General features: G+C 60.5%; 20 protein-coding genes. 11 read left to right on the forward strand and 9 right to left on the reverse strand.

From position 1 onward, the window contains the following. Positions 1 to 4: 4 nt before the first annotated feature. The 3 genes from sdhD to M0D64_RS01150 all read right to left on the reverse strand — a co-directional run bounded on the left by sdhD (position 5) and on the right by M0D64_RS01150 (position 1752). Positions 5 to 373, reverse strand: coding sequence for a succinate dehydrogenase, hydrophobic membrane anchor protein (gene sdhD, locus M0D64_RS01140; protein WP_054034791.1), 369 nt, complete (start codon positions 371 to 373; stop codon positions 5 to 7). A 4-nt stretch (positions 374 to 377) separates the two neighbouring features. Further along, positions 378 to 794 (reverse strand): succinate dehydrogenase, cytochrome b556 subunit, encoded by a 417-nt coding sequence (gene sdhC, locus M0D64_RS01145; protein WP_054034790.1) that lies wholly within the window; start codon positions 792 to 794, stop codon positions 378 to 380. Positions 795 to 951: 157 nt separating this feature from the next. Next, positions 952 to 1752 carry a GntR family transcriptional regulator gene (locus tag M0D64_RS01150; RefSeq protein ID WP_266256325.1) on the reverse strand — a complete coding sequence of 267 codons (801 nt, stop codon included), beginning with the start codon at positions 1750 to 1752 and terminating at the stop codon, positions 952 to 954. Between the two features lie 505 nt (positions 1753 to 2257). Here M0D64_RS01150 and M0D64_RS01155 point away from each other — a divergent pair. From M0D64_RS01155 to acnA, 6 genes are all read left to right on the forward strand, one after another. Then, positions 2258 to 3241: a malate dehydrogenase gene (locus M0D64_RS01155; protein WP_154557955.1), complete on the forward strand. Its 984-nt coding sequence runs from the start codon at positions 2258 to 2260 to the stop codon at positions 3239 to 3241. Between the two features lie 307 nt (positions 3242 to 3548). After that, the gene (locus tag M0D64_RS01160) at positions 3549 to 4565 is read left to right on the forward strand and encodes a CoA ester lyase (protein ID WP_266256484.1); all 1017 of its coding nucleotides are present in this window, start codon (positions 3549 to 3551) and stop codon (positions 4563 to 4565) included. Positions 4566 to 4725: 160 nt separating this feature from the next. Then, a complete protein-coding gene (prpC, locus tag M0D64_RS01165) occupies positions 4726 to 5913 on the forward strand; it encodes a 2-methylcitrate synthase (RefSeq protein ID WP_266256326.1) in 1188 nt (395 codons plus the stop codon). Positions 5914 to 6018: 105 nt separating this feature from the next. Beyond that, positions 6019 to 6516, forward strand: a complete 498-nt coding sequence (locus M0D64_RS01170) for a hypothetical protein (RefSeq protein WP_154557958.1) — start codon at positions 6019 to 6021, stop codon at positions 6514 to 6516. A gap of 25 nt (positions 6517 to 6541) precedes the next feature. Next, positions 6542 to 7993, forward strand: coding sequence for a bifunctional 2-methylcitrate dehydratase/aconitate hydratase (locus tag M0D64_RS01175; RefSeq protein WP_266256327.1), 1452 nt, complete (start codon positions 6542 to 6544; stop codon positions 7991 to 7993). A 40-nt stretch (positions 7994 to 8033) separates the two neighbouring features. Further along, positions 8034 to 10751 carry an aconitate hydratase AcnA gene (gene acnA / locus M0D64_RS01180; protein ID WP_054034783.1) on the forward strand — a complete coding sequence of 906 codons (2718 nt, stop codon included), beginning with the start codon at positions 8034 to 8036 and terminating at the stop codon, positions 10749 to 10751. Between the two features lie 233 nt (positions 10752 to 10984). Here acnA and M0D64_RS01185 read toward each other — a convergent pair whose 3' ends face one another. From M0D64_RS01185 to M0D64_RS01210, 6 genes are all read right to left on the reverse strand, one after another. Then, positions 10985 to 11845, reverse strand: a complete 861-nt coding sequence (locus M0D64_RS01185) for a 2OG-Fe(II) oxygenase (RefSeq protein ID WP_266237870.1) — start codon at positions 11843 to 11845, stop codon at positions 10985 to 10987. 72 nt (positions 11846 to 11917) lie between these two features. Continuing rightward, on the reverse strand, positions 11918 to 13018 hold the full coding sequence (locus tag M0D64_RS01190; RefSeq protein WP_266237867.1) for a hypothetical protein: 1101 nt from the start codon (positions 13016 to 13018) through the stop codon (positions 11918 to 11920). Next, entirely contained in the window at positions 13015 to 14736 is a 1722-nt protein-coding gene (locus M0D64_RS01195; RefSeq protein ID WP_266256328.1) for a HAMP domain-containing sensor histidine kinase, read from the reverse strand. The genes M0D64_RS01190 and M0D64_RS01195 overlap by 4 nt, the downstream gene beginning before the upstream one ends. 18 nt (positions 14737 to 14754) lie before the next feature. Then, positions 14755 to 15384: a response regulator transcription factor gene (locus M0D64_RS01200; RefSeq protein WP_266256329.1), complete on the reverse strand. Its 630-nt coding sequence runs from the start codon at positions 15382 to 15384 to the stop codon at positions 14755 to 14757. Between the two features lie 112 nt (positions 15385 to 15496). Then, positions 15497 to 15760 carry an OmpA family protein gene (locus M0D64_RS01205; protein ID WP_266256330.1) on the reverse strand — a complete coding sequence of 88 codons (264 nt, stop codon included), beginning with the start codon at positions 15758 to 15760 and terminating at the stop codon, positions 15497 to 15499. Then, positions 15761 to 16609: an OmpA family protein gene (locus M0D64_RS01210; RefSeq protein ID WP_266256331.1), complete on the reverse strand. Its 849-nt coding sequence runs from the start codon at positions 16607 to 16609 to the stop codon at positions 15761 to 15763. Between the two features lie 111 nt (positions 16610 to 16720). Here M0D64_RS01210 and M0D64_RS01215 point away from each other — a divergent pair, with 111 nt between their 5' ends. The 5 genes from M0D64_RS01215 to M0D64_RS01235 are packed head-to-tail and all read left to right on the forward strand — an operon-like array spanning position 16721 to position 21985. Further along, on the forward strand, positions 16721 to 17476 hold the full coding sequence (locus tag M0D64_RS01215; protein WP_171926536.1) for a TetR/AcrR family transcriptional regulator: 756 nt from the start codon (positions 16721 to 16723) through the stop codon (positions 17474 to 17476). Next, a complete protein-coding gene (locus tag M0D64_RS01220) occupies positions 17473 to 18432 on the forward strand; it encodes an HlyD family secretion protein (protein ID WP_266256332.1) in 960 nt (319 codons plus the stop codon). Before M0D64_RS01215 ends, M0D64_RS01220 begins: the two co-directional genes overlap by 4 nt. Continuing rightward, a complete protein-coding gene (locus tag M0D64_RS01225; RefSeq protein ID WP_154557966.1) occupies positions 18429 to 19382 on the forward strand; it encodes an ABC transporter ATP-binding protein in 954 nt (317 codons plus the stop codon). Before M0D64_RS01220 ends, M0D64_RS01225 begins: the two co-directional genes overlap by 4 nt. Beyond that, positions 19379 to 20521, forward strand: a complete 1143-nt coding sequence (locus M0D64_RS01230; protein WP_266237856.1) for an ABC transporter permease — start codon at positions 19379 to 19381, stop codon at positions 20519 to 20521. The genes M0D64_RS01225 and M0D64_RS01230 overlap by 4 nt, the downstream gene beginning before the upstream one ends. A 12-nt stretch (positions 20522 to 20533) precedes the next feature. Next, positions 20534 to 21985, forward strand: coding sequence for an efflux transporter outer membrane subunit (locus M0D64_RS01235; protein ID WP_266237854.1), 1452 nt, complete (start codon positions 20534 to 20536; stop codon positions 21983 to 21985). Positions 21986 to 22158: the final 173 nt, after the last annotated feature.

Below are 22158 nucleotides of genomic sequence, written 5' to 3' on the forward strand. Positions count from 1 at the left end.
TCTTTTACACTCTCCAGAGAATCTGCGCAGCGTAGCCCGCACATGCGAGCAGCCAGACGATCGTCAGCGCTTGAAGAAACAGGCGCGTGCCAACGGGCTTCACATAGTCCATCCAGATGTCGCGGATACCAACCCACGCGTGATAGAACAGCGACAGCAGCGTGACAAACGTGGCGAGCTTCATCCATTGCGTTGCAAAGATCGAGGCCCAACCGTCATACGAAAAATCGCGCGCGCCGAAGAACCACGCGAGCAGGATCACCGTGTAGACGGCCATGATGCAGGCGGTGATGCGCTGGGCGAGCCAGTCGCGCAGGCCGTAATGTGCGCCGACGACGAGACGCTTCGGACCGATTCGGTTATTAGCTGCCATTTTTTTAGAATGCTCCGAAGAGTTTGAGCGCGAAAGCAATCGTCAGAAGCGACGAAACGACCAGCACCACGATGGAGGTTTGCTTGCCCTTCTCTTTAGTCGTGAGACCGTGGCTCGTGTCCATGAACAGGTGACGGACACCGGCGCAGAAGTGGAACAGGAAGGCCCACGCGAGAACGAGCGTGATGAGCTTGACGATGATGTTGGAGAGGAAGCCCTTGAAGACTTCGAAACTAAGTTCGGAAGTCAGGCTCTGATCGAAGAGGTACAGCAGGAACGGAAGAAAAACAAAAAGCAGCCCACCGCTTAAGCGATGCAAGATCGACACACGCCCCGCTAGCGGGAGACGGTATGCCGTCAAAATCTGCCCGATACCGATGTTCCGGAATTCCGGCCTCGGTTTTTTTACGGCTTCAGCCATGCTAGACCCCTACTATGTAGTCACACTAATCCGCAATTTTAGCGCCTTTTTATATCGCGCTGCAGCGAAAACCACCACAGGTCCGTTACAGCGTGCGCGATAAAGGCGCCTTCAAACAGGCGCGCGTGTGGGACGCGGCGCCCTTTTTCATCCCGATTCAGCTCAGATCGTTCTGATAGTAATACCCGGTTGTGACATACCAACCACGGCGCACCTCAACCGGCCGGTCTCCATATGTATAGGAGACGCGTTCAACCGACAGCAGCGGAAAACCCGCCGGCACATGCAGCAGGTCAGCGACTGAAGGCTCGGCTGCGACCGCGCGGATCTTCTCCGTTGCGCGGATCATGCGTGTGCCGAATTCCGTCTCGAACATTGCGTAGAGGGGACCTTTATACTCCGACAACCGCTCGAGCGTGAGCCCGCGAAACACCGCGCCGGGCAACCAGATTTCGTCGAGTACGGTGACTTCACCGTCGAACTGCAGCAAGCGCTTGATCAACACCACCGGATCGGCGGCTTTCAGATCGAGTTGCCGGGCGATGTCCGCCGAAGCGCGCAAACGCCGGCATTCAAGCAGGCGGCTGACGTGCGGATGTTCGGCGCCGTCATCGGCCAGTAATCTGAGGAAGCGAAACTGGGCGCGATCTTCGTTGTGCGTTGCAACAAAAGTACCCTTGCCCTGGCGGCGCACCAGCAGGTTGTCGGCGGCAAGCTCGTCGATCGCTTTGCGCACTGTTCCCTGACTGACCTTGAATCTGGCCGCCAATTCGACTTCACTAGGAATGATCTCGCCAGGTTTCCATTCGCCGGTTTCAAGGCTCTGCGTAATCAAGCCCTTGATCTGCTGATACAAGGGGCTGAAAGTGGGCGACGTAGCGGGCGTGGCAGCGGATACACCCTCGCCCGTGGCCCCTTGGCCGTTCGGATTCGCGGTGTTCGCCTGGTTCGAAGTCATCCGCGCATTTCATCATAAAGGGCCGGGCCGCGTCTAGGGTTTTCCCCGCAACAGATATGTCTTATATAAGACATAAGATAATGTTGACTTTGTGTCTGACGGCTCCTACACTCCTTGTCGAGCAAGGGTTTGCGGGTTTTTCGGCGGCTGTTTTGCACTGTGCAATACAGCGCCGCAGCGCACCGGCAGCCACTCTGCGCCATGCTGTTCCCACGCAGTCCAGGTTTCGATTCGCCGCCATTCGTTGGTCAGACGCTTGCCGAAACGCGCTGTTTGCAGGAGCCCGCATCGTGCAGCGGCTACCCGGCGCCAAGATGCCCCGCTCCCCGCCCGGCAGTACAGGTTTCCGGCATGGCGGTCTTGCCGCAGCGCGCCGCACAGCCTCGGCACATTCCGAGGCCGTACGCGAACAGTGAATTCCGCCGTGTTTCACAACGCTTCGCTGAACGCGCATATAGAATGGCGTTTTCCCTAGCGTCTAACGCATCGTCCTGGAGATTTCTCAATGGCTAAGCCCGCAAAGCGCGTTGCCGTCACCGGCGCCGCAGGTCAAATCGCTTACTCCCTACTGTTCCGCATCGCCAATGGCGATCTGCTCGGTAAGGACCAGCCGGTTGTCCTGCAACTGCTCGACCTGCCGCAAGCGCAAGGCGCCGTCAAAGGCGTCGTGATGGAACTGGATGATTGCGCATTCCCGCTGCTGTCGGGTGTCGTGATCACTGACGACCCGAAGGTTGCATTCAAGGATGCAGACGTTGCCCTGCTGGTCGGCGCACGTCCGCGTTCGAAAGGCATGGAGCGTAAAGACCTGCTGTCGGCAAACGCCGAAATCTTCACGGTTCAGGGCAAGGCGCTGAACGAAGTCGCCAGCCGCGACGTGAAGGTGCTGGTGGTCGGCAACCCGGCCAATACCAACGCTTACATCGCCATGAAGTCGGCACCGGATCTGCCGAAGAAGAACTTCACCGCCATGCTGCGCCTCGACCACAACCGCGCGCTGTCGCAACTGGCCGCCAAGTCGGGCAAGCCGGTCGCTTCGATCGAAAAGCTGGCTGTGTGGGGCAACCACTCGCCGACCATGTACCCGGACTTCCGCGTTGCAACGGCAGAAGGTCAAGACCTGACCAAGCTGATCAACGACGAAGAATGGAACCGCAACACGTTCATCCCGACCGTCGGCAAGCGCGGTGCAGCAATCATCGAAGCGCGCGGCCTGTCGTCGGCAGCGTCGGCAGCCAACGCTGCAATCGACCACGTGCGTGACTGGGTGCTCGGCACGAACGGCAAGTGGGTCACGATGGGTATCCCGTCGGACGGTTCGTATGGCATTCCGGAAGACATCATCTACGGTGTGCCGGTTACGTGCGAAAACGGCGAGTACAAGCGCGTTGAAGGTCTGGCAATCGACGCGTTCTCGCGCGAAAAGATGGACGGCACGCTGAATGAACTGCTCGAAGAGCGCGAAGGCGTTCAACACCTGCTCGGCTAAGCGCTAGATGCAGACGAACCGGAACTCGTGAGAAAACGCCGGGCCGCCCCAAGTTTTCTCACCCCCTTGGGGGGCCTGGCGCGAAGCGACAGGTCTGGAGGCACTCTCAGGCACTATCGCGGCGGGTTCCGGTTTTTTACGTGCGAATGCGGGTACGGCCCACGAAATTGCGGTTCACGTCGCAATTTGTCGTGCCAGTATTCGCCTCTGATTCGAACGCGCTTTGCGTCATGGCTGGCTGATCGCCGAGCAGAACGCGTCCGAATCCGATTTACCCACCCGACCACCCAGAATCCTGACGCCGAAGATGCGCGCCCTCACACCCGCCGAAGTGCTGTTTGACGGCGAAGTGCCGCCCGCTGTGCTGCCTGCCTGCGATCACTACGCCGGCAGCGAGAAGCTGATGCTGAAATCACTGGCATTGCAGCAGCAACTCGGCCCGGTGTTCGACATCACGCTCGATTGTGAAGACGGCGCGCAGGTCGGCCGCGAAGCGGAACACGCCGAGCTGGTCGCGTCGATGCTGGGCGGCGAGCATGATCGCTTTGGCCGCGTCGGTGTGCGGATCCACGACTTCGATCACCCGCACTGGCGTGACGACGTCCGTCTCATTCTGCGCGCTGCAAAGCGAGCGCCTGCTTACATCACCCTGCCAAAGATCCGCAACGTCCCCGATGCCGCCGAAATGGTCGCGTTCATCGAGGCGACGCGGCACGAACTCGGCATTGCGCAGCCTGTGCCCGTGCAACTGCTGGTCGAAACGCATGGCGCGTTGACGCGCGTGTTCGATCTGGCTTCGCTCCCCGGCGTCGAGGCGTTGAGCTTCGGCCTGATGGACTTCGTTTCAGCGCACGACGGCGCGATTCCCGACACCGCCATGCGCTCGCCCGGTCAGTTCGATCATCCGCTGGTGCGGCGCGCGAAGCTCGAGATTTCGGCGGCCTGCCATGCGTACGGCAAGGTGCCGTCGCATAACGTCAGCACCGAGGTGCGCGACATGAGCGTGGTTGCAAACGACGCCGCCCGCGCCCGCAACGAGTTCGGCTACACGCGCATGTGGAGCATCCATCCGGCGCAGATCGAAGCGATCGTCGCTGCATTTGCTCCGCGCGATGAAGAAATCGCCACTGCTACCGAAATTCTGCTGGCCGCGCAATCCGCGCAATGGGGACCGACGCGGCATCACGACACACTGCACGACCGGGCGAGCTATCGCTACTACTGGTCAGTGCTGCGTCGCGCGCAATCCACGGGCCGCGCCGTCCCGCAAGACGCTGCACCGCTCTTCACGAAAGTGGGCGCTAACGGGCAAGCCACATCATGAGCACGATGGCCAATGCAGCAACCGGCGTGGCAGCGCTGGGAGGCGCCCTCGCATGGCGCCGTACAAGCGAATCAGAGCAACGTCTCGCGCAGCAGGAAACAGACGTCGAATGCGTGGTTCAAGCGGAAACAATGAGCAGGCACAAAGGAGATTGCGGGAGATGAGCGAGACGACGCAAACCGCCGGTGCACAAGGCGAGAACGAACCTAAAAGCGGCTTCAAACCGAAGAAATCCGTTGCGCTGTCCGGCGTGACGGCTGGCAACACCGCGCTGTGCACGGTCGGCAAGACCGGCAACGATCTGCACTACCGCGGCTACGACATTCTCGACATCGCCGGTGCATGCGAATTCGAAGAAATCGCGTATCTGCTGGTCCACGAAAAGCTGCCGACGCAGGCTGAACTGACCGCGTACAAGACCAAGCTCAAGGCGCTGCGCGGATTGCCCGCGAACGTCAAAGCCGCGCTGGAATGGATTCCGGCCGCTGCTCACCCGATGGATGTGATGCGCACCGGCGTGTCGGTGCTCGGCACGGTGCTGCCCGAGAAGGACGACCACAACCTGTCGGGCGCACGCGACATCGCCGACAAGCTGATGGCTTCGCTCGGTTCGATGCTGCTGTACTGGTACCACTACTCGCGCAACGGCAAGCGCATCGAAGTCGAAACCGATGACGATTCGATCGGTGGTCACTTCCTGCACCTGCTGCACGGTGTGGAACCGTCGAAGGCATGGGTCGATGCGATGCATGTGTCGCTGAACCTGTACGCCGAGCATGAATTCAACGCGTCGACGTTCACCGGCCGTGTGATCGCCGGTACGGGTTCGGACATCTACTCGGCGATTACCGGTGCAATCGGTGCGCTGCGCGGCCCGAAACACGGCGGCGCGAACGAAGCCGCGTTCGAGATCCAGTCGCGCTATCAGACGCCGGATGAGGCCGAAGCCGATATCCGCAAGCGCGTCGAAAACAAGGAAGTGGTGATCGGCTTCGGTCACCCGGTGTACACGATTTCCGACCCCCGCAACAAGGTCATCAAGGAAGTCGCGAAGAAGCTGTCGAAGGAAGCGGGCAACCTGAAGCTGTTCAATATCGCCGAGCGACTTGAAACAGTGATGGCAGATGTGAAAAAGATGTTTCCAAATCTCGACTGGTTCAGCGCCGTTTCGTATCACATGATGGGCGTGCCGACGGCGATGTTCACCCCTCTGTTCGTGATCTCCCGCACCGCAGGCTGGAGCGCGCACGTCATCGAGCAGCGGATCGACAACAAGATCATCCGTCCGAGCGCAAATTACACCGGTCCCGAGAATTTGAAGTACGTGCCGCTAAATAGGAGAAAATAGCGGTCGCTGTGCGCTTTCATAGCGCGTGCAGTTCAACCCTCGCGGTCGCCAGGACCGGTAGCCCGCGTACTGTTCAACTGAAATTAGATAGAAAGGTTCTCCTCCATGAATAAGCTGTTGATTGCCGCCGTAATCGGCGCTTTGTCCACGACGATGCTGACTGTTGCGACGGACGCCGCTGCACAAACCACCACCACGCCGGCTGCCAAGGCTGTGCCGAAGAAGCCGCAACCGAAACGCCTGATCAAGCGCAAGGCCAATCCGGCCAAGGAAGCGAAGGTTGATCCGGTACCTGAAGGCGCGGAAAAGTGGTCGTGCAACGAAGGTCTGGCATTCGACCTGAAGGGCGACATGAAGCGTGACCAGATCGTCACGGTTCACTGGGCGAACAAAAACTACAATCTCCCGCGCGAAGCGACCACCACGGGCGCGGACCGCTTCCACGACGCAGCAACGGGTATGGACCTGGTCGTGATCCCGACGAAGGCGATGTTGTTCTCGGATAAGGACAGCTCGCGTCTGGCCGACGAGTGCAAGACGGCAGCCATGGTGCAAGGCGCACCGGCCCCGACGCAATCGAACGCGATCAACAAGACCAACTAATCCGTTACATCAGGAAAGCTCCCCGATGTCCGCTCCGATTTCCAACGTGCGACCCGACCCGGACCCAGTCCTGGTCGATATCGTCGATTACGTACTGGATTTCCCGATCGACAGCACGCTCGCGCTGGACACCGCGCGTAACTGCCTGATCGATACGCTCGGCTGCGGACTCGAGGCGCTCACCTACCCGGCCTGCACCAAGCTGATGGGACCGATCGTGCCGGGCACGATCGTCCCCAACGGCGCGAAGGTGCCGGGCACGTCGTTCCAGCTAGACCCGGTTCAGGCCGCCTTCAACATCGGCGCAATGATCCGCTGGCTGGACTTCAACGACACCTGGCTGGCTGCCGAATGGGGCCATCCGTCGGATAACCTCGGCGGAATTCTGGCGACGGCCGACTGGCTCTCGCGCAGTGCCATCGCAGCGGGCAAACAGCCGCTGACGATGAAAGACGTCTTGATCGGCATGATCAAGGCGCACGAAATTCAAGGCTGTATCGCGCTCGAAAACTCGTTCAACAAGGTCGGGCTCGATCATGTGTTGCTGGTAAAGCTGGCGTCGACCGCTGTGGTCGGCCAGATGATCGGTTTGACGCGCGATGAGTTGATCAACGCCGTATCGCTGGCGTTTGTCGATGGACATGCGCTGCGCACCTACCGTCACGCGCCGAATACCGGCTCGCGCAAGTCGTGGGCCGCGGGCGATGCGACTTCGCGCGCCGTACGTCTCGCGCTGATCGCGAAAACCGGCGAGATGGGCTATCCGTCGGTGCTGACCGCGAAGACGTGGGGCTTTTACGATGTCCTGTTCAAGGGCAATGCGTTCAAGTTCCAGCGCCCGTACGGCTCGTACGTGATGGAAAACGTGCTGTTCAAGATCTCATTCCCGGCTGAATTCCACGCGCAGACGGCGGTGGAAGCGGCGATGACGCTTCATGCGCAATTGCAGAACGCAGGCAAGCGTGTCGAAGACATCAGCAAGATCACGATTCGCACCCACGAAGCCGCGATCCGCATCATCGATAAGAAAGGTCCCCTGAATAATCCGGCCGACCGCGATCACTGCATTCAATACATGATCGCCGTGCCGTTGATCCATGGCCACCTGACGGCCGCGGATTATGAAGATTCGATCGCGCAGGACGCGCGTATCGATGTGCTGCGCGCCAAGATGGAGTGTGTCGAAGACGCGCAGTTCACGAAGGATTACCACGATCCAGAGAAGCGTTCGATCGCCAATGCACTGACGGTCGAATTCAACGACGGGTCGACGTTCGACGAAGTTGTAGTCGAATACCCGATCGGTCACAAGCGTCGTCGCGAAGACGGGATTCCGTTGCTGGTCGAGAAGTTCAAGACCAACCTCGCGCGCCGCTTTCCGGTCAAGCAACAACTGGCGATTCTCGACGTGTCGCTGGATCAGGCAAGGCTCGAAGCCATGCCGGTCAATGAATACGTCGATTTGTACGTCATCTAGTTAAGTACTGTAGTTCCGCGATCAAACCAAGGAAAACACCATGGCCCACAACCTCCACAAAACGCTCAAGGAATTCGACAGCGGTTCCGGCAAAGGCAAGTTCTACTCCCTGCCGCAACTCGGCAAGGCACTGAACATCAAGATCGACCGCCTGCCGGTTTCGATCCGTATCGTGCTGGAATCGGTGCTGCGTAACTACGACGGCAAGAAGATCGCCGAAGAACACATCGAGCAACTCGCGAACTGGAAGCCGACCGCTGCGCGCGTCGACGAAATCCCGTTCGTCGTGTCGCGCGTCGTGCTGCAAGACTTTACCGGCGTGCCGCTGCTCGCCGACATCGCTGCAATGCGCGGTGTCGCGAAACACATGGGCAAGGATCCGAAGTCGATCGAACCGCTGGTCCCGGTTGATCTGGTGGTCGACCACTCGGTGCAGATCGATCACTTCCGCGAAAAGAACGCGCTCGATCTGAACATGAAACTGGAATTCCAGCGCAACAACGAGCGCTACCAGTTCATGAAGTGGGGCATGCAGGCATTCGACACGTTCAAGGTCGTGCCGCCGGGCGTCGGTATCGTTCACCAGGTGAACCTGGAATACCTCGCACGCGGCGTGCACAAGAAGGCCGAAGGCGCGGACACCGTGTACTACCCGGATTCGCTGGTCGGCACCGACAGCCACACCACCATGATCAACGGTATCGGCGTGGTGGGCTGGGGCGTGGGCGGTATCGAAGCTGAAGCCGGCATGCTCGGCCAGCCGGTGTACTTCCTGACGCCGGACGTGGTGGGCGTCGAACTGAAGGGCAAGCTGCGCGAAGGCCTGACGGCGACCGACCTGGTCCTGACCGTGACGGAACTGCTGCGTAAGGAAAAGGTTGTCGGCAAGTTCGTCGAGTTCTTCGGTGAAGGCACGAAGTCGCTGTCGCTGCCGGACCGCGCGACGATCGGCAACATGGCGCCGGAATACGGCGCAACGATGGGCTTCTTCCCGGTCGACGAAAAAACCATCGACTACTTCAAGGGCACGGGCCGCACCGACGCAGAAATCTCCGCCTTCGAAAACTACTTCAAGGCGCAGGGTCTGTTCGGTATTCCGAAGGCTGGTCAGATCGACTACACGAAGGTCGTCACGCTGGATCTCGGCACGGTAACGCCGTCGCTGGCAGGTCCGAAGCGCCCGCAAGACCGTATCGAAATCGGTCACGTGAAGTCGACCTTCAGCGACCTGTTCTCGAAGCCGGTGGCAGAAAACGGCTTTGCGAAGAAGTCGGAAGACCTCGACGCGCAATACACGACGAGCAACGGCGTCGACGTGAAGAACGGCGACATCCTGATCGCCGCGATCACGTCGTGCACGAACACGTCGAACCCGAGCGTGCTGCTGGCTGCTGGTCTGCTGGCCAAGAAGGCTGTGGAAGCCGGCCTGACGGTCGCGCCGCACATCAAGACCTCGCTGGCTCCGGGATCGCGTATCGTCACGGAATACCTGACGAAGACCGACTTGATGAAGTACCTCGACAAGCTCGGTTTCACGCTGGCCGCTTACGGTTGCACGACCTGTATCGGTAACGCGGGCGACCTGACGCCGGAACTGAACGAAGCGATCACGAAGAACGACATCGTCGCGGCTGCGGTGCTGTCGGGCAATCGTAACTTCGAAGCGCGTATTCACCCGAACATCCGCGCGAACTTCCTGGCCTCGCCGCCGCTAGTTGTGGCTTACGCGATCGCCGGCAACATCACGCGTGACCTGATGACCGAACCGGTCGGCAAGGGCAAGGGCGGCAAGGACATCTACCTGGGCGACATTTGGCCGACCAGCGAAGAAGTCAACGAACTGCTCAAGTTCGCGCTGGACGCAGATGCGTTCCGCAAGAACTACGCGTCGCTGACCAAGAAGGGCGACCTGTGGAGCAAGATCGAAGGCGAAGAAGGCCAGGTCTACGACTGGCCGAAGTCGACCTACATCGCTGAGCCGCCGTTCTTCGGCAAAGACTTCTCGATGACGCCGGCCGACAGCATCGCTCCGGTCAAGGGCGCACGCGCACTGGGCATCTTCGGTGACTCGGTCACGACCGACCACATCAGCCCGGCAGGCTCGATCAAGGAAGACTCGCCGGCAGGCAAGTGGCTGAAGGCAAACGGCGTGCAGAAGGCCGACTTCAACAGCTACGGCTCGCGCCGCGGCAACCACGACGTGATGATGCGCGGCACGTTCGCGAACGTCCGGATCAAGAACCTGATGATCCCGGCGAAGGCAGACGGCACGCGTGTTGAAGGCGGCCTGACGATTCACCAGCCGAGCGGTGAGCAAGAGTCGATCTATGACGCAGCGATGAAGTACATCGACGCGGGCACGCCGACGGTTGTGTTTGCGGGTGAAGAGTACGGTACGGGTTCTTCGCGTGACTGGGCTGCTAAGGGTACGCAACTGCTGGGCGTGAAGGCCGTGGTCGCACGCAGTTTCGAGCGGATTCACCGTTCGAACCTGGTCGGCATGGGCGTGCTGCCGCTGCAGTTCAAGGGCTCGGATAGCGTGCAATCGCTCGGTATCACCGGCGAAGAAACGTACGACATCGAAGGCCTAGGCGCTGACTTCAAGCCGCAGCAAGAAGTGACGCTGGTGATTCGCGGTAAGGACGGCAAGGAGAAGCGCGTGCAGGTTCTGCTGCGTATCGATACGCCGATCGAAGTGGACTACTACAAGCACGGCGGGATTCTGCCGTTCGTGTTGCGTTCGCTGCTGGCTGCTTAAGGTACTAGGTAGCGTATGCAGTAACTGCAGGTTGTTTTGCAGGTGCTGCGTCCTTGTGGAAGGACGCAGCCGATTTGAGAGCCCGGCTTTGGCCGGGCTTTTTTTATTTGCGCGTTAGACGGCGGTTTGGGCTTGGCTAACTACTACTTACCCTTGTTGGATTAGGCACGCGGGTGTAAAGCAGCAGGTAAGCTAGCCTCACCTTAACAACGCCGCTAATTGACGCTCATTCGTCAGCGCCCGGTGCGACTGGCCAGCGGGCGCTCCGTGACCCACTTTGTCACGATCCACTTCTCTCCGGCCAGTACCGGCGCCCCCGCATGCAAGGTCAACGCATCCAGTTGCCGCAGCTCGTTCATATAGCGGAAATACAAGGCTCCGCCTTGCTTTGCGGCAACCGATAGTCCCAGCAGGGGAAATTGAGTGGCGCCGCCTTTGGGCACATCGTTCAGGTAGACGATGAGCGTAGCAACCCGTTGGCCGCCATCTTTACCGCGAGCGATGGCACCCGGTTGTTGTGGTGAGTAGTAGTCGTGATGCGGCTTGTATTCACCTGTGACCTTGTAGCGCTGGACTTGCAAGGGCTCCCCATTCGCCACAGGCCAATTCATCAGGCTAGCGAAACGCTCCTCCAGGCGCTGAATGAATTTATCCTCACCTGGGAGGAACCCAGCGGTATCGCTAGTGCGAATGCTGTTGTAGGCGCCAGCGCCAGTCACTGAACGTTTGAGCCGAGGTCGCGAGCGCTCGATCACCTCGGTACACTCCTCTGCGGAAAGAACGTTGTCAAATGCGATGATTTGCGGGCGTTCGCAGCGCATCGACACGGTGACGTCTCGGTCGAAGGCGCGAATGACGTTGTCCGTTGAGACTGGGCATGCGTCGTATTGATACTCGCCTGGCCGGGTGGCTTCCACACCCATCGGAAGCGGATCTTTTGACTGGATGCCTTGGAAAGTTGCGTCAATCGCGCCACCCGCCATGTCCGGTTCAAAGCCTTCTTTGAGCATGGCATCAAACATGGATTGGGGATTACAGCCGCGGCGTGCATGGTCGGTTAGCCATTCCTCGACGGCGGGATTGATGTCTGGCATCGATATTTCTCCAATATTGAATTGGGTCGTTCCGCGCGGAGCCCTACGAGCAATCCGCTGGAAAGGATTAAATTACTGTCGGCTGCCGCCGGTGTGGAAGGCGGCGGGATCGTCGGTGATGCGGCGCTGGGTCATGTGGTCGTTCCAGCTGTTGTCGAGCGGCGTCGCGGCACGAATGGTTGGCGACGGACGGTGCTGTTGGGCGGACCAGTTCCGCCACGGCGCGTCATCGGTCGAAACGTTGTCATGTAAACGTGAGGCGCCGGCGGTCCACTCAGGCTGCTTCGAAATGGCAGGCTGCGTTGCCGGATGAGTTGCCCGGCTCATGGCCATACGTTCGTTGACGTGAGCCTCAGACAAGCGCGCCACCTTGACCCGTTTCGCTGGTTTTGCTGGTGGCGTCCCGGCTTCGCCGTCACGTGCAATGACTTGCACGGTCTGCTTTGGTAAAACCTGTGCAACCTGCTTCGGCACGACGGAAGACAACGGCCCAGTCTCGACAACCAGGCTTGCCGAGGCCGCCGCCGGCGCGGCAGACGCAACTGCCGTCACTTGCACGGCCTGCTTGGGTGCGGCCGGCGACACCGGCGGCAATGGCTCGTCCGGCTTCGGCATAGCAGGAGACACCGGCACAGCCTGAGCGACATGAGTCTTAGCCGCCGCGTCCACACTTGCCGAAGCCGCCGGTACCGCGCTCGCGACGACCGTCTCGGCTGCAGGCTTCCCGGCGGCAATCTCAGCTTGCCAGGCTGCAACGGCCGGCGTCACAGACGCCGTTTTCACCTTCTCCGCTTCTTTCATCGAGCACGTGACCAGCAACCATGTCAGCGCGATGGTGCAACCGGCGAAAATCGACGCCGCGAGCAGATGATCCGAGCGCGACGAGCGCGGACGGGTCGTCGTGCTCATTTCCAGATAACGCTTTGCCTCCGCCAGCGCGGCGTCCCAACGTCCGTTGTCCACGCGTTGCGGCGGCGCCTTGTAGAACAGAATGTGCTTCGCGCCCGGTGGAAACAGGAACGCCCGTGCCGGTTTGGCAACCTGCTCTACGGCCTGTTGCACAGCCTCGCGCATTACACGCCGACGCGTACCAAACGGCGGCGGCAGCCCATCGAATGGCCGCGGTAGCGGGATCGTCAGATCGCCCTCGATCAAGGCTAGCGGTCGAGTCATTGCAGGTTGCTCCGGTGCGGGTCGATCGCCTGATCAAGTTGCATCATCAAGGTCCCAGCGCGCTTCGCAAGTACGTCGATTGCGTCTGCTTCGGGTTCCGGCTGTGCGACGCTGGCTTGCCGCAATGCATTCATCAAACTGGAGGCGCCGACCAGCCCCACCGCTCCACTCAGCCTATGAAGCGCAGCGCGCAATAAGGCGACATCGCGACCGTTACGCATGGAGTGCATCCGTTCCAGGTCATCGATCATCGAACGGCGCCAACCCTGAATAAACGTGTGTAGATCAATGCCTTCGTTCGACAGCGCGTCAAGATAGCTCGGGTCGAACGATTCAACTGGCGCGCCCGCCGGGCCCTGCGCCAACTGTGCAGCAACAGCTTGTCGCGGCACCTGAGCATTGCCGGTCGCCTCTTCTTCCGCAAATGAGAGCAAGGACTCAATGGCGAACGGTGCAGCGAACGTCGCGCAAGTACCGAAACCCGGCTGAGTCTCAACGGTGAGTTCGCCACCCATGCGCTGCGTAAGTAGCCGGCAGAGTACGAAGCCAGCGTCACCGTCGCAGTGCGGCTGGTCTTCTACGCGTTCGCCTGCACTAGATAACCCGGACAACTGCGTTTGCGCCGAAGGCGTGGCCCTCTCACCCATGTCTCTCACGCTGATGAAAATGCGCTGCGAACCGACGTTCAGTGGTTGGGCCCGCACGGCGATCGTGATCTGTCCGTGTTCGGTCGCCCGTACAGCACGGCTCAACAGATGGAAAACAATCTGACCGAGCCGAGCGCTATCGGTGAGGACGCGCGCGGCTACCGTTCGGTCGATGCTCACGCTCAAACGCAAACCGCGCTGTGCCGCCGCGGGTAAGAACAACACAACGACGCCATCAATCAGTTCGCGCAAATCCGTTGAATCTTCGTCGAGCACGATTTCACGCGGTTCGATTGGCGCCCGTGAAAGCATGTCCTCCAATACACGAACGCATGTCCGCACCGCGGATTGAATTTTTCTTACCAAGGTTCGTTGAACGGGTGTCAGCAAGGCTGTGTCGAATCCGGCCAGCAGACCAGCCAGCGCGGACAATGGGCCACCAACAAAGTGACGCATGGTAGTCAGGATACGGTCACGCTCCTGCCTTGCAGCGGCGGACGCCTGCGTGCCTGCCGCAGTGCGTGCGGCTTGCTCTCGCGCTTCGACCGCGGCATACCGGCGCTGCCATTCAGTTTCGGTGCTCCGCAGCTTCCCGGAGACGAGTTTCAGCGCAGTGCGCGCCCGGCACCATCCGCCGAACGCAACGATGGTCAGACCTGCGAGGGCAAGCAGTACGGCGAGCAACGCGCGCCATGCGGTCACGTCATTGCGCACTTCAACGGCAAGCGTGTCCTGCGAGGCGTGTGTTTCATTGTCAGGCCCCGTGCCGACGGCATGGGTATCGACAGCAACGCCGTAAGCGTTGGCGCCGCCAGCCTGCTGACCTACCGTGCCCACCGTTTCGCGCGCTGCAAGCGCGGCAACCGGGTGGGGATCGCCAGCGAACGGCGCGCGGGCGCCTTCTTCCACCAAGGGCGCAGCATTGGCGCGCATCGAGACAATGCACAGTAACGTGAAGGCAAAGAGGCTGCCCAAGACGGTCGCGTAGCGGATAGAGGCCGTACGTGCGGAGAGGGAAAAGCGGCACGCGCGATCTTGCGCGCCCGCAGGAGAACCAAACAGGCTCATCATGTTAATAGCCTGCGGAACTCAATCGATCAGTCTTTGCAGCGAAGCAAATTCAATCAACCCTGCCAGGGACGATAGACCCAGTTTTTCCTGGATGCGGCTTTTGTACGTGCTGACCGTCTTGTCGCTCATGAACAACGCATCGCCGATCGCCTTGTTCGACATGCCCTTCGACAGCATTTGCAGGATGACGAGCTCCTTATCGGACAGCAGTTTGAGCTTGTCTTCCTCGCCGGTTGCGGACGCCCCCCCGCTAGCACTGCCGGTTGACATCGGGAAAACGGTGTAACCCGCGAGCACGGCCTCGACGCCGCGCAAGATCTCCTTCATGTCCTGTGACTTGCCGACGAAGCCTTGTGCGCCCGTACGCATCGCGCGCGGCGCGAAGGTCGCCGGATCGTGACCCGATAGAACGAGCACGCGAATCTGAGGATGCGCCAGTTTCAGACGGGGGATGACATCGAGCCCGTTGATACGCGGAATATCGAGGTCGAGAATCGCAAGATCCGGCGTGTGTTGCCGAGCCAGCTCGACCGCGACCTGTCCGTTATCAGCCTCGATAATCTCGCTGATGCCTAGCAGTTGAGAAAGGTGAGTCTTGATCACCAGCCGCAGCGCGGGATGATCGTCCACAATCAGAATGGTAGTCATTTTCTATTTTCCTAAGGATTCCACATCGTCCATCAGCCCGTGCGCGCGAAGATGGGTTTGACGAGGGTACGCATGGGGTTGCGAGCAATAAGGGGGCGCGCCGGCTAATGGGTTAGCCCTGATCACGCACGAAATCGATCTCGACACGCCGGTTCGGCGCCAGACATTGCACCAGTTCATCGCGCTTCTTCCGCGGGCATTCCGCAAGCGGATTCGCTTTACCGTACCCCTGCGCAGTTATTGGCAACGTCACGCCGTGGTTGCGCAGATATTCCCGCACGGTTTGCGCGCGCTGCAACGAGAGCTGTTGGTTGTACGCGTCGCTGCCCAGACGGTCGGTGTAACCGTTGATGTGTAACTGGCGAATGCCCTTCACCTACTGCAGACCCGCTACCACTTTGTCGAGCTGTGCCTTACCGCCGGGCAGCATGCCGGCTTCGTCGCCGCCATTGAAACGGAATACCGAATCGGCTCTGAGGGTGATTTTTTGCGGGGCCGCTGGCTCAGCTGTCTGCTGCGGAGCGCATTGCAACGCCGCTTCCGCCGATTTCTGCAATTCGGTTTGAATACCCGGCAGTGATTTCTCGGCAGCCGCGAAATTGCGTGTCCATGCGTAGTGCCCGGCATGGATCAGTTCTACCTCGGCACACGCGAGCGGCTGTTGTGCCTCCGGGCAACGGGCGGTGGCTGGATCGCTCTTGATCACATTGACGATCTTCCACAGGTCGGGACGCACCGTCGACACCGTGCGCAGTTCCGGATTGGCAGCGGACAACGTCGTGCCGTCCTGCAGCCCGATCGTTATCATCGCCGCCTGGCCGATGGCCTCCTGGACAAAGCCCCATTGGTCACGGGCGCGCCACTCCTGCTGTCCGGCATTAATCCAGCATTGAGCCTTCGCATGGAAATAACCGTTCTTGTCACCTGGCAATGCGTCGAGCTGCTGTTGCAACGCCGTGAGTGCCTCGCCGCCGCTTGCGATTGGGGCATAGGCGCTCAACCATTGGGGCGTCGGCGCGCCGGTGGCCGCGTCTTGTGTCGTCCCAAGGCCCGTCTTCAGAACGGTCGGATCTTCGATACCGAGTCGGTCTCGTACGGCCTGCCCCGCGCAACCCGACAAAGCCAGCGCACATGCCAGCAGCGTTAACTGAAATTTCATGGAATCCTTGCGAAGAACGTATTCACTTTTAAGAAGTTTTGAGTATGGGCAGGCGCAAAGCGGCATGGAATGGGAAGATTCCTAGAGTTCTGTCAGATGAACAGGTCATCTTTGATGCGGGCTGCATACAGCAACACCCATCTTGAATTTAACTAACTCATCAATTAATCTGGATTAATGAACCCGACACGTTCTCCCGCGAAGCCACTCGGCCGCCGCCCGGCCGTCGAGGATTTCGATGTGCGCGAACACTTGCTCGACACCGCGACGCGGCTCTTTTCCGAATGCGGCATCGCGGCCACGACGGTCGCGCAGATCGCGAGCGAAGCGGGCGTCACATCGGCACTGGTCCATTACTACTTCACGAATCGCGAAAAGCTGCTTGACGCAGTGGCCGACGAGCGGCTCGCCCCTGCGGCGGAATTCGTCTGGCGCCCGGCCGTTGAAGACGCCACGAGCGATCCCTTCGCGCTGGTTCACGAATTCGTCGCGCGCCTCTTTGACGTGACGGACCGCATGCCCTGGTTGCCGCCGCTCTGGCTGCGCGAGATCGTCAACGAAGGCGGCCTGCTGCGTGAACGAATGATGCGACGCATCCCGTTCGACAACATCAAGCGCTTCGGTAGCCGCGTTGCACACGCTCAGCAGGACGGCACCGTCAATGGCAACCTGGAAGCGATGTTGCTATTCAACTCAGTTCTGGCGCTCGTGATGCTGCCGCTCGCCACAGCAAAGATCTGGCAAAACGCGCGGGGCCTGCCCGTCATCGAGCGCGATGCGTTGCGCCGGCATGTGATCGCACTGCTGATCGGCGGCATGCAGCCAGCCCCACATGCGGCATCGGCGCCAGCACACGCACGAGCACAGCAGCAGCCGAAGCCTCCATCAGGACGCCGCAGCCGCAAAGACACAGGAACAGGGAGCCCGTCATGAGTCGTCCGTTCAGCGCCTGCGTTTGTCTGCTGCTCGCGGCGATGGCTCTCGCAGCCTGCTCGCATCGCGACAACAATGTCTATCAAGGCTACATCGAGGGGGAGTTTGTGTATCTCGGCTCGTCGCAGTCCGGCAAGCTGGCGCAGTTGGCGGTCGCACGAGGGCAGACGGTTGACGCGAGCGCGCCGGTATTCACGCTCGAGTCCGAGGACGAGACTGCCGCATTACAGCAGGCACAACAGCAACTCGCTGCGGCACGCGCACAGCTAGCCGATATCCAGACCGGCAAGCGCCGTCCCGAAGTGAACGTCACCAAAGCGCAACTCGCTCAAGCCGTCGCCAATGCGCGCAAGGCGGCGTTGCAACTCACGCGCGATGAAGCGCAGTACCGCGCAGGCGGCATTCCAAAAGCGCAGCTCGACGATTCGCGCGCCAACGCGGACGCCACCGCCGCGCAGGTCCGCGAACTCAGCAACCAGGTGGATGTCGCTTTGCTTCCCGGCCGTTCGCAGCAAATCACTGCGCAGAGCGCGCAGATCGAGGCCGCTCAAGCCGCCGTCGTCCAAGCTCAATGGAAGCTCGACCAGAAGCGCGTCAACGCACCAGCGAAAGGACTCGTCTACGACACGCTGTATCGCGTCGGCGAGTGGGTTCAGGCCGGCAATCCTGTCGTACAGATGCTGCCACCGCAGAACGTGAAAGTACGCTTCTTCGTACCGGAGACCGTGGTCGGCAAGCTCGCACCAGGCAGTGCGCTTTCCATTCATTGCGACGGTTGCACCGCCGACGTCCCGGCGAAAATTACGTACATATCGAGCGAAGCCGAATACACACCGCCGGTGATCTACAGCAACGAGAACCGCGCGAAGCTGGTGTTCATGGTCGAAGCCCACCCTTCCGCCGCCGATGCAGTCAAGCTGCACCCCGGTCAACCCGTTGCGGTGAGCCTGCAATGAACCAGCCCGCACCGCAACCTGCGCAATACGCGATCGACGTGCACAAGCTCAACAAGCACTTCGGCGATAAACATGTCGTGAACGACGTGACGTTGCAGGTCGCGCGCGGCGAGATTTTCGGCTTTCTTGGGCCGAACGGCAGCGGCAAGACCACCTCGATCCGTCTGATGTGCGGGCTGCTCACGCCCGACTCAGGCAGTGGCACCTGTCTCGGTTACGACATAGTTCGCGAGAGTGCGCAGATCAAGCGCAACGTCGGCTATATGACGCAACGCTTCTCGTATTGGGACGACCTGACGATTCGCGAGAATCTCGACTTCGTCGCCCGCATCTATCAGATGGCGAACCGGCGCGAGGCGGTTGACCGCTCGCTCGAATCGCTCGGTCTGCAAAGCCGTGCGGATCAGTTGACCGGCGCGTTGTCCGGCGGCTGGAAGCAGCGGCTCGCGCTTGCAGCCTGCATGCTGCACGAGCCTCAGTTGCTGTTACTCGACGAACCGACCGCGGGCGTCGATCCGAACGCGCGCCGCGAATTCTGGGAAGAGTTGCATCGCCTCGCCGCGCGGGGCATTTCGGTTCTGGTCAGCACGCATTACATGGATGAGGCCGAGCGCTGTCATAAGCTCGCGTACATCGCGTACGGCAAGCTGCTCGCGCAAGGCACTTCGAAGGACGTGATCGAATCGCAGAATCTCGCGACCTGGACCATCTACGGCGAGCACCTGAGCAAACTGTCGGAACAGTTGCGCAAGACGCCCGGCGTCGATCAGACCGTCGTATTCGGCTCCGCGCTGCACATCAGCGGTATCGACCATGCCGCGCTCGAAACCGCCATCAGACGCGCGACCGAGGGCACGGCGCTGCGCGCCGAGCGCATCGAAACCGGGCTTGAAGACGTGTTCATCTACTTGATGGGCCACTCCACCGACAACTACGGAGCGCAACCGTGAGCACGCGCACCCTGTTCTCGCTGTCGCGCTGGTGGAGCATCGTGCTCAAAGAGTTTTTGCAGTTAAAGCGCGATCGGATCACGTTCGCGATGATCGTCGGCCTGCCGATCATTCAGCTCACGCTGTTCGGTTTCGCGATCAATACCGACCCAAAGCATCTGCCTACCGCTGTCATCATCGGCGACGACAGTACGTTTTCGCGCAGCTTCATCGCCGCGATGAAGAACTCCGCCTATTTCGACATCGTCGAAACCTTGCCCAACGAGGAGGCCGGCCGCCGCTCTCTTGCCCAAGGCCGAGTGCAATTCGTGTTGTCGGTGCCGGTGGATTTTTCGAAACGTCTGCTGCGCGGCGAACGCCCTTCGCTGCTAGTCGAAGCCGATGCGACCGATCCCACTGCGACGAACACCGCGCTCGCCGCGCTGCCGGGCCTTGTGCAACCGGTCGCGGACAAAGACATCACCGGCACGCTCGCTCACCTGAATGGCACTCCGGCCGCTTTCGACGTCCAGGTGCACCGCCTCTACAACCCTGAAGGCATCACACAATACAACGTAGTGCCGGGTCTGATGGGCGTGATCCTGACGATGACGATGGTGATGATGACCGGCCTCGCGATCACGCGCGAACGCGAGCGTGGCACGATGGAAAACCTGCTCGCCACACCTGTGCTGCCGATCGAAGTGATGACCGGCAAGATCGTGCCTTACGTAATGATCGGGCTGGTGCAGGCGTCGATCATTCTGACTGCGGCGCGCTTCGTGTTCGATGTGCCGTTCGCAGGTAGCCTGCTAGCGATCTATCTTGCTGCGCTGCTGTTTATCGCAGCGAATCTGACGGTCGGCATCACGCTTTCGTCAATTGCGCAGAATCAGTTGCAGGCGATGCAACTGACCGTGTTCTATTTTCTGCCGAGCCTGTTGCTGTCGGGTTTCATGTTTCCGTTTGCCGGGATGCCAGGCTGGGCGCAATTCATCGGCAATCTGCTGCCGCTCACGTATTTCAACCGGTTGGTTCGCGGCATCCTGCTCAAAGGAAACGACTGGGCCGACCTGTGGCCGTCGGTGTGGCCCGTGGCGCTGTTCATGGTCGTCGTGATGGGCATCGCGCTGCGCTTTTACCGGCGCACGCTCGACTAGGAGGACCGGTCGATGAAACCGCTCGCTTTCTTGTCCGTCGTCGCGCTGTGCGGTTGCGCGGTCGGGCCGGATTTTCAACCACCGGCGGCGCCGGACACGCAAACCTATACACGTGAAGCGCAACCTGCTGCGACAGTCACAGCCAGCGGTGTGGCTGGAGCATCGCAAGCATTTATCGCGGCTGAGCATGCAACACCAATGTGGTGGAAGCAGTTTCAATCCGATGCGCTAGACCGTCTCGTCGAGCAAGCCCTGCAACAGAGCCCCACGCTCACGCAAGCCCGCGCGAAGCTGATTGAGGCACGCGAAAACTACAACGCGCAATTCGGCGCGACTGCATTCCCGGCTGTCGATGCGACCGTATCCGGCGTGCGGCAGCGGGTCGATATCGCGGCGTTCGGCATTCCGAATGTGCCCAATCAGGGGCCGTTTACGCTTTACAACGCGTCGGTCAGCGTGTCCTATGCGCTCGATATTTTCGGCGGTAATCGCCGGGCGCTGGAAGCGCTCATGGCACAAGTCGACTATCAGTCGTTCGAATTCGAAGCGGCGCGGCTCTCGCTCGCAGGCAATGTGGTTTCGACTGCGATTCGGCGTGCGTCTTTAAAGCAGCAGATCGCCTTGACGCAGCGCCTCGCAGACACCCAGGCCCAGCAACTCAAGATCACCGAAGGACGGCTTGCGGCAGGCGGCGTCTCGCAACTCGACGTGCGCAGCCAGCGTACGCTGCTCGCGCAGACCCGTGCGTCGTTGCCGCCACTTGCGATACAACTCGCGAAGACCGACCACCAACTCGCGATCCTGCTTGGCATGCCGCCGTCGAAGGCGGACTTCGCCGACCTGACGCTCGATTCGCTGCATCTGCCAGATACGTTGCCGCTCACATTGCCATCGACGCTCGCGCGCGAACGGCCGGACATTCGTGCTTCGGAAGCGTTATTGCATCAAGCGAGCGCGAATGTCGGCGTGGCGACGGCAAATCTGTATCCGCAATTTTCCATCTCGGCGGGGATCGGTTCGGAACGCACGAACATTCAGGACGTGGTCAGCGGGCTGAATATCTGGAACTTCGGCCTCACTCTGACGCAACCGATTTTCCGCGGCGGCGAACTGCGCGCGAAGAAGCGTTCTGCACAGGCGGCTTATGATGCGGCGCTTGCTGACTATCAGCAGACGGTGCTGCAGGCGCTGCAGCAGGTTGCGGACACGCTGACAGCGCTGCAGGACGACGCGCACGAACTGCAGGCTCGCGACGAGGCTGCCCAACAGGCGCACGCGAGCCTGGATATCGCACAAGCGCAGTATGCGGCGGGCGGTGTTAGTCAGTTCGGCCTGCTCGATACGCAACGCCAGGTGTTGCAAACCGCGCTCGACCGGACTCGCGCGCAAGCGGACCGGTTCGCCGATACGGCTGCGTTGTTTCAGTCGCTGGGTGGGGGATGGCAGGTGTCGGCGGCGCCGTAGAGATCCGATATTTCGGAACCGTCCTAGAGATCGGCGGCTCCCAAGCATGCACAATCCACGCCGGACGCGCCCCGCCACGCTCCACACACCCCACATAACAGTTTCCTCGTAAGCGTTTCCGAGAGCGCGAATTCGATTGACCGCTTTCGGCCGTTGAACTTGCCGCTCCACTA

This window comes from Paraburkholderia sp. WS6 (assembly GCF_030464835.1).
In the GTDB taxonomy this organism is placed as follows: domain Bacteria; phylum Pseudomonadota; class Gammaproteobacteria; order Burkholderiales; family Burkholderiaceae; genus Paraburkholderia; species Paraburkholderia madseniana.

Bases quoted from the DNA above. Each gene is read 5' to 3' on its own strand.
- sdhD (WP_054034791.1), bottom strand. From the start codon at position 373: ATGGCAGCTAATAACCGAATCGGTCCGAAGCGTCTCGTCGTCGGCGCA.
- sdhC (WP_054034790.1), bottom strand. From the start codon at position 794: ATGGCTGAAGCCGTAAAAAAACCGAGGCCGGAATTCCGGAACATCGGT.
- M0D64_RS01150 (WP_266256325.1), bottom strand. From the start codon at position 1,752: ATGACTTCGAACCAGGCGAACACCGCGAATCCGAACGGCCAAGGGGCC.
- M0D64_RS01155 (WP_154557955.1), top strand. From the start codon at position 2,258: ATGGCTAAGCCCGCAAAGCGCGTTGCCGTCACCGGCGCCGCAGGTCAA.
- M0D64_RS01160 (WP_266256484.1), top strand. From the start codon at position 3,549: ATGCGCGCCCTCACACCCGCCGAAGTGCTGTTTGACGGCGAAGTGCCG.
- prpC (WP_266256326.1), top strand. From the start codon at position 4,726: ATGAGCGAGACGACGCAAACCGCCGGTGCACAAGGCGAGAACGAACCT.
- M0D64_RS01170 (WP_154557958.1), top strand. From the start codon at position 6,019: ATGAATAAGCTGTTGATTGCCGCCGTAATCGGCGCTTTGTCCACGACG.
- M0D64_RS01175 (WP_266256327.1), top strand. From the start codon at position 6,542: ATGTCCGCTCCGATTTCCAACGTGCGACCCGACCCGGACCCAGTCCTG.
- acnA (WP_054034783.1), top strand. From the start codon at position 8,034: ATGGCCCACAACCTCCACAAAACGCTCAAGGAATTCGACAGCGGTTCC.
- M0D64_RS01185 (WP_266237870.1), bottom strand. From the start codon at position 11,845: ATGCCAGACATCAATCCCGCCGTCGAGGAATGGCTAACCGACCATGCA.
- M0D64_RS01190 (WP_266237867.1), bottom strand. From the start codon at position 13,018: ATGACTCGACCGCTAGCCTTGATCGAGGGCGATCTGACGATCCCGCTA.
- M0D64_RS01195 (WP_266256328.1), bottom strand. From the start codon at position 14,736: ATGATGAGCCTGTTTGGTTCTCCTGCGGGCGCGCAAGATCGCGCGTGC.
- M0D64_RS01200 (WP_266256329.1), bottom strand. From the start codon at position 15,384: ATGACTACCATTCTGATTGTGGACGATCATCCCGCGCTGCGGCTGGTG.
- M0D64_RS01210 (WP_266256331.1), bottom strand. From the start codon at position 16,609: ATGCCGCTTTGCGCCTGCCCATACTCAAAACTTCTTAAAAGTGAATAC.
- M0D64_RS01215 (WP_171926536.1), top strand. From the start codon at position 16,721: ATGAACCCGACACGTTCTCCCGCGAAGCCACTCGGCCGCCGCCCGGCC.
- M0D64_RS01220 (WP_266256332.1), top strand. From the start codon at position 17,473: ATGAGTCGTCCGTTCAGCGCCTGCGTTTGTCTGCTGCTCGCGGCGATG.
- M0D64_RS01225 (WP_154557966.1), top strand. From the start codon at position 18,429: ATGAACCAGCCCGCACCGCAACCTGCGCAATACGCGATCGACGTGCAC.
- M0D64_RS01235 (WP_266237854.1), top strand. From the start codon at position 20,534: ATGAAACCGCTCGCTTTCTTGTCCGTCGTCGCGCTGTGCGGTTGCGCG.